The organism is Colwellia sp. (genome assembly GCF_013214175.1).
Lineage (GTDB): Bacteria > Pseudomonadota > Gammaproteobacteria > Enterobacterales > Alteromonadaceae > Colwellia.
Genome location: NZ_JABSPA010000001.1, coordinates 602,519 through 608,518 on the forward strand (window position 1 = coordinate 602,519; position 6,000 = coordinate 608,518).

The 6,000-nt window shown below is 40.4% G+C and carries 4 protein-coding genes and 2 tRNA genes; all 6 read left to right on the top strand.

Annotated features, from left to right (window positions below):
* The first annotated feature begins 154 nt into the window (after window positions 1–154).
* Window positions 155–829 carry a hypothetical protein gene (locus HRT55_RS02580; RefSeq protein ID WP_291618825.1) on the top strand — a complete coding sequence of 225 codons (675 nt, stop codon included), beginning with the start codon at window positions 155–157 and terminating at the stop codon, window positions 827–829.
* A 55-nt stretch (window positions 830–884) separates the two neighbouring features.
* Entirely contained in the window at window positions 885–3,113 is a 2,229-nt protein-coding gene (locus HRT55_RS02585; RefSeq protein ID WP_291618572.1) for a carbohydrate-binding family V/XII, read from the top strand.
* A gap of 117 nt (window positions 3,114–3,230) precedes the next feature.
* Window positions 3,231–3,926 (top strand): DUF3313 family protein, encoded by a 696-nt coding sequence (locus HRT55_RS02590; protein WP_291618574.1) that lies wholly within the window; start codon window positions 3,231–3,233, stop codon window positions 3,924–3,926.
* 22 nt (window positions 3,927–3,948) lie between these two features.
* Entirely contained in the window at window positions 3,949–5,289 is a 1,341-nt protein-coding gene (locus HRT55_RS02595) for a BamA/TamA family outer membrane protein (protein ID WP_291618576.1), read from the top strand.
* A 213-nt stretch (window positions 5,290–5,502) separates the two neighbouring features.
* Window positions 5,503–5,578 (top strand) — tRNA-Val (locus tag HRT55_RS02600).
* A 151-nt stretch (window positions 5,579–5,729) separates the two neighbouring features.
* A tRNA-Val gene (locus HRT55_RS02605) sits at window positions 5,730–5,805 on the top strand.
* Window positions 5,806–6,000: the final 195 nt, after the last annotated feature.

The following is a 6,000-nucleotide window of genomic DNA, read 5'->3' on the forward strand; positions in this document are numbered from 1 at the left end:
ATTTACATGGAAATAAGCTATTAAAATTTGCTACCCATTTTAACTAAGAATATTAACGAAGTGATATATTCCCCGTGAATATTCTTAGTGCTAATGTCTGCGCAATCGATGGACTTAATCTTGCCGATCTTATGAAGGAATATTTGCAGTGAAAATGAATAAATTATCAATGCTATTTTTGTCTGGCAGCTTAGCTGCAATACCAACTGTTTTACAAGCTACAGAAACAACACAAACCAATGAAACAACCCATAAACAAGTGGATATCTCTGATCCTATGGCCGTTTATACGGGCGGTGCGTTAACAGGCGGTAATGATGGTTTAGGTGGTGCCTTTCAATTTGGTCTTCATAAAGGCGATTGGGGGATTTTAGGCAAAGTTGAAGCAAAAAAAAATCTTGATGCTTATCGTGCGCGTTTGTTTACGCCCAATAGTAAAACGGGCACCGGTATTTTTATCGATGCGGGTACTGACTCCTCTAGAGAAGGCATTACTTCTAATTACGCCACTGTCGGTGTTTTACAGGTAATACCGTTAGCGAAGCATTTAAAATTATACGCAGGTCTAACTTACGGTAAGTCATGGGAAGCGCATGAGCTTTTTTCCGAAACAAAAATTGTCATTGCTCAATCATATTTTAAATATGATATTAATGATAAATTTTATATGATGTTAAATCCTCAATATACCTATGGTTTTGACGGTGAAAAAACACGTAAGTTTATGATGGAGTTCAATTTTGGTTATCATATTGATGCAACTAAGTTGGTTTACTTGGAAACGTCAACTGAAGAGGTGGTTATCCTTAATTTCAAATTTAAGATTTAAATTTAAGCTTCAGTAAAACGATTGATTTTTTACTAGTAACCTATGAGGAAGTAAAATGAGAAATGATTTTTATGCTTACTGGCGAGCAAAACTTAAAAGCACACTTTTGCTTTGCTTTATTATTTGTTCTTCTTATTCCGCTGTGGCAAATGATTGGCCGCAAGAGTTAACGGGTGATAAAGGCACTATTGTGGTGTATCAACCGCAACCGGAAAAGCTAGTTGGCAATATATTAACTGGCCGCGCGGCAATGTCGCTGGAGTTAATAGATGAACCAGCACCCATTTTTGGTGTCTTTTGGTTCTCGGCAAAAATCACCACGGATCGCGGTGAAAATACCGTCACCATTAGCCAATTAAAAGTGACTAAAGTGGGTTGGCCTGATTCAAAAGATGCGGCAGAAAAGCAATTTAGTCAATTTGTTGAAGCGCAATTAGCAAATTCGTCTTTTACCTCTTCGCTATCAAAATTGACTGCCAGTTTAACGAATGAAGAGCAAGTTAAAGCTAGCCTAGCTCTAATCAAAAATGACGCACCAGAAATTATATTCACCGATATTTTATCAGTATTACTTAGTTATGATGGTGAACCCATTTTCAGAGATATTGAAAACAGTAATTATCAGCGGGCGCTAAATACACCATTAGCTGTCATTAAAAGCAAAACTGAAAACCAAGGCAAGTTTTATTTAACCAGTGGCCACCTATGGTATCAAGCAGAAAATGCGCTAGGGCCATGGTCAATGCTTGCAAACCCTCCCGCGGATCTTAAAAGACTGATACCCAAGCCAGAAGACCAAAGTGACACACCACAAGTTATTAGCGCGCCTAATATCATTACTGCTACCAAGGCAACTGAATTGGTGGTTTCTGATGGTAATGCCAAGTGGACTAGTTTAGTGGGTGGTAAATTACTGTATGTTGAAAATACTGAAACACCATGGCTACGTGAGCTGAGCAGTGGTGATATGTATGTATTGCTGTCAGGTCGCTGGTTTCGTAGTAAAAGTGAAAAAGGGCCTTGGGCTTTTGTTCGCGGTGATAAATTGCCGAAGAGTTTTCAAGAGATCCCGCCTGAGTCTGCTATTGGCGGTTTAAGAACTTCGGTTGCCGGCACAGATGAAGCTGAGCAAGCAATTTTAGATGCTCAAATTCCACAAACAGCCGCGATAAAGCGTAGTGAAGCAAAGTTGACGGTAAGTTATGATGGCGAGCCCAAATTTGAACAGATAGTGGCTACCCAAGTAGCGTATGCGGTTAATACCTCGGCGCAAGTACTTAAAATAGCGAACAAATATTATGCAGTTGATAATGGCGTTTGGTTTGTATCATCACTTCCAAAAGGTCCTTGGCGAGTAGCGGATAATATTCCTAAAGAAGCTATCGCGCAAATTCCGCCTAGTTCTCCTATGTATAACACCACGTATGTGACAATTTATGACTCAACCCCCGAGGTTGTTTATGTAGGTTATACCCCAGGTTATTTATGGTCTTATCCTTATTATGGTGTACCTATTTATGGCACAGGTTGGTATTACCCACCTTATTATGTTGGTGGCTGGTATTACCCTAGACCTCCTACTTGGGGATTACATGTTGGTTATAACCCATGGACAGGTTGGAATGTTGGCGTAAGTTGGGGCAGCCCATTCTTTAGAGTTGGTGTGGTATGGCACGGTGGTTATCACCATCATCCAAGACCATGTTGTGGTCGTTACTACGGTGGTGGTTATCGCGGCAATACCAACATCAATATTAATGGTAATGTCAATATTGGCAACTCGGTTAGCATTGCCAATCGCGCCCATGCACAGCAAAGGATTTCTGCAAACCCGGCCAACAGAGCGGGCGGAAAAATAGCGCAAGGTAACCTAACAAATAGCCGAGCAAGTAACCTGTACAATCAAGGCATAAATAAAAAGCGTAATGCCATAACTAAGCCAACTAATCGCCAGTTAAATAAAGCGAAAGTTGCGCCAAAACGGGCCAATAATGTCTACGCCGATAAAAATGGGGGCGTGGTTCGTCATGAAAATGGTCAGTGGCAAAATCGCACTAATAAAAATTGGCAGGCTATTCCTAAACAAAGCACGCTAAATTCCTCAACTCGTCCTAACCGTCAGCCTAGTATCTCTCAACCTAGTCATCAGCAGCTAAATAGGCAAGGCGCTAATAATCGCACATTTGACCACCAAAAAATGAATCGAGAACTACATGGCAGGCAAATGGGTAATATGTCACGAGGCGGTCATCAGCCTACGGGCAATGCACGCCGAGCTAGGTAGTTTGTTCGTTGCGGCATTAGCACTACAAATAAGTAAGTTTGCATAAAATATAATACGGAAATCAGCACTAAAACTAGCGTTAATTTTAACTTAGCAATGAAATTAAAAGGAATCAAAATGAAAAAACAACAAGGTATTAAACTCAGTGTCATCGCTTTAGCGGCATCACTGGTAATTGGTTGTACCGCTACGACTAACTCAACGAATGCGCCACAAGTCTCGTCAGATGGCATGGAATTAAAAACATCTACCCGCTCTACCATCGCTTATAAAAAAGAAGGTGTTGATTTTTCGGAGTATGAAAAAGTACAAATACTACCTAGTGCTGTCGCCTTTAAAAAAAACTGGCAACGTGATTATAATCGCAATGAAACCTCGCTCTCTACTCGTGTAAAAGATAAAGATGTTATGCGTATTAAAGCTGATGTCGCTAAATTATTTGATGAAGTATTTAAAGATGAGTTTGGAAAAGATGCAAAGTTTCCTCTTGTAGATAAGGTCAGTTCAAATACCTTGGTTATCAGACCCGCCATTATTAACTTAGATGTTACCGCTCCTGATATTCAGTCAGCAACTAACGTAAGACGTTATGCTAGTGACGCTGGTAAAGCAACGCTATATTTAGAGCTTTATGATGGTGTTAGTGGTGAGATTTTAGCACGTATTGTTAGTGCGTCTGTTGCAGGTGATGACAGTTATTATCACTGGGCAACTCGTGTTTCTAACCGTGCCGATGCTAAGCGAATGATAAGAAAGTGGGCTAAAACATTACGCACTAAGTATGATGAAGCTCATATGCCAAAAACTAAATAAGTTAAATGAGTAAAGTATATAAATGAAGATGGTTGTTAATTATTATTTAGTGAAAATTTCAGTAACGTTGTTTTTAATTAACGCCTTGCTAGTTGTTACTATCAGTTCTGCACAAGCGAAACCGCCAAGTCAGGTTAAGTATTCGGTGCAGCGACAAGAAAATACTAAAATGCGTGAAAGCTTAGTATTGCCTTATGCTTTTAGCACCGATGATATGGGTACGGTTATTGGTATAGGTGCTATGGCTACAGGCCTCTATCAAAAACAAATGACGGTGGGTGGCACCGTTTATGGCGGCGGAGATTCTAAAGGCCTAGCCTTAAGTTTATGGGACTATCGTATTTTAGATAGTGAGCGCTTTTTTTTCAGCGCCATTGGTATGGTGGGCGAGTATCCATTACTACGTGCTTATTCACCTTTACCGGGGGAGTTTTCAGCACCATCATCGCCGCGCGCAGGCTCTAATGACTCCAGCTTTGATGATTTTATCCAAGCCGAGGGTTCAAGTAACTGGTGGGACGTGAAGTTAGAATATGTTTTACCCTGGGGCAGTGCAGAAAAGCAAAGTATGGCCACTTATCAATTACAGGGCGGCTTATTGGCAAATGAAGTTCAAATAGCGGACTGGAATCCGTTTAAAACCGGTACCAGTGTTTTGATTGCCAGGCAGTTTAATCGTTACCAGCAATATAGAGATGAAGACGGAGAGCTGTCTGGTGCTGTCCATGGCCTAGAATTGGGACTGCTTTATGATAATACCGACTTTCCAGTAAATCCAAGTCAAGGTAGTTCACAATATATAGCCTTTAGTTATAACCCTCAGTGGCTAGAGTCGAAAGAGCAGTGGACCTTTGTCGAAATGGAAGCCAGTAAATATTTTTCCTTAGGTGCTAATTCATTCGCTAAACAAAATATTATTGCTGTTAATGCTTGGCTTGGCTATTCACCAAGCTGGCAAGTTAGCCAAGATGATGCAGGAAATAACCTAGTTACCCATAATCCGCCTTTTCTTGAAGGCGCAACCTTAGGTGGTATGTATCGGCTACGAGGCTTTAGGCAAAATCGCTTTCATGATAAAGCGGCTATCTATGCAACAGCTGAATACCGGATGACTTTGGACTATAACCCAATAGCTAATGTACGCTGGCTAAATTTTTTACATCTAGATTGGCTACAAACGGTATTTTATGTGGAAGGGGGCAGGGTATCGCCGACTCTTCATCGAGATACGCTGTTCTCCGATTGGAAAACTGATGTTGGTGTTTCATTACGAGCATTAACCGCTGGTATTTTGGTGCGGTTGGACTTTACTCAATCAAAAGAAGGCACCAGTACTTGGTTGATGGTTGGGCATCCTTTTTAGCTTTTACTGAAAAATAGATAAAGTAGTTAAAAAGTAAAAATTAATGCGTACTAATGCAGCTTTATGGATGAAAATAAATCAATCGGTTAACTTTTTGAAAAAAGTAAGAGAATTTACAGATTTTCTGTTGACAGCTTTTTCTATCTCCCTATAATACGCCCCACTGAAACGCAGACGGTATAGCCTGAAACGTGACAGTGTTTAGCAGTAAACGGACGATTAGCTCAGTTGGGAGAGCACCGCCCTTACAAGGCGGGGGTCACTGGTTCAAGCCCAGTATCGTCCACCACTTTATTCTTAAGTAAGTTAGAATAAAGAGGGTATTTAGCTAAAGAAAAGGTTCAAGCCTGCTCTTAAAGTAAATGTCCACCACTTTATTTTCTTATCTAATAAGTAATGAAGTGAAAATTCTTTTTCCATAAAGAATTAAAACACAAAATGGACGATTAGCTCAGTTGGGAGAGCACCGCCCTTACAAGGCGGGGGTCACTGGTTCAAGCCCAGTATCGTCCACCACTTTATTCTTAAGTAAGTTAGAATAAAGAGGGTATTTAGCTAAAGAAAAGGTTCAAGCCTGCTCTTAAAGTAAATGTCCACCACTTTATTTTCTTATCTAATAAGTAATGAAGTGAAAATTCTTTTTCCATAAAGAATTAAAACACAAAATGGACGATTAGCTCAGTTGGGAGAGCACCGCCCTTACAAGGCGGG

Excerpts from the sequence above, each read along its gene's own strand:
- HRT55_RS02580 (WP_291618825.1), top strand. The coding sequence starts at position 155 with ATGAATAAATTATCAATGCTATTTTTGTCTGGCAGCTTAGCTGCAATA.
- HRT55_RS02585 (WP_291618572.1), top strand. The coding sequence starts at position 885 with ATGAGAAATGATTTTTATGCTTACTGGCGAGCAAAACTTAAAAGCACA.
- HRT55_RS02590 (WP_291618574.1), top strand. The coding sequence starts at position 3,231 with ATGAAAAAACAACAAGGTATTAAACTCAGTGTCATCGCTTTAGCGGCA.
- HRT55_RS02595 (WP_291618576.1), top strand. The coding sequence starts at position 3,949 with ATGAAGATGGTTGTTAATTATTATTTAGTGAAAATTTCAGTAACGTTG.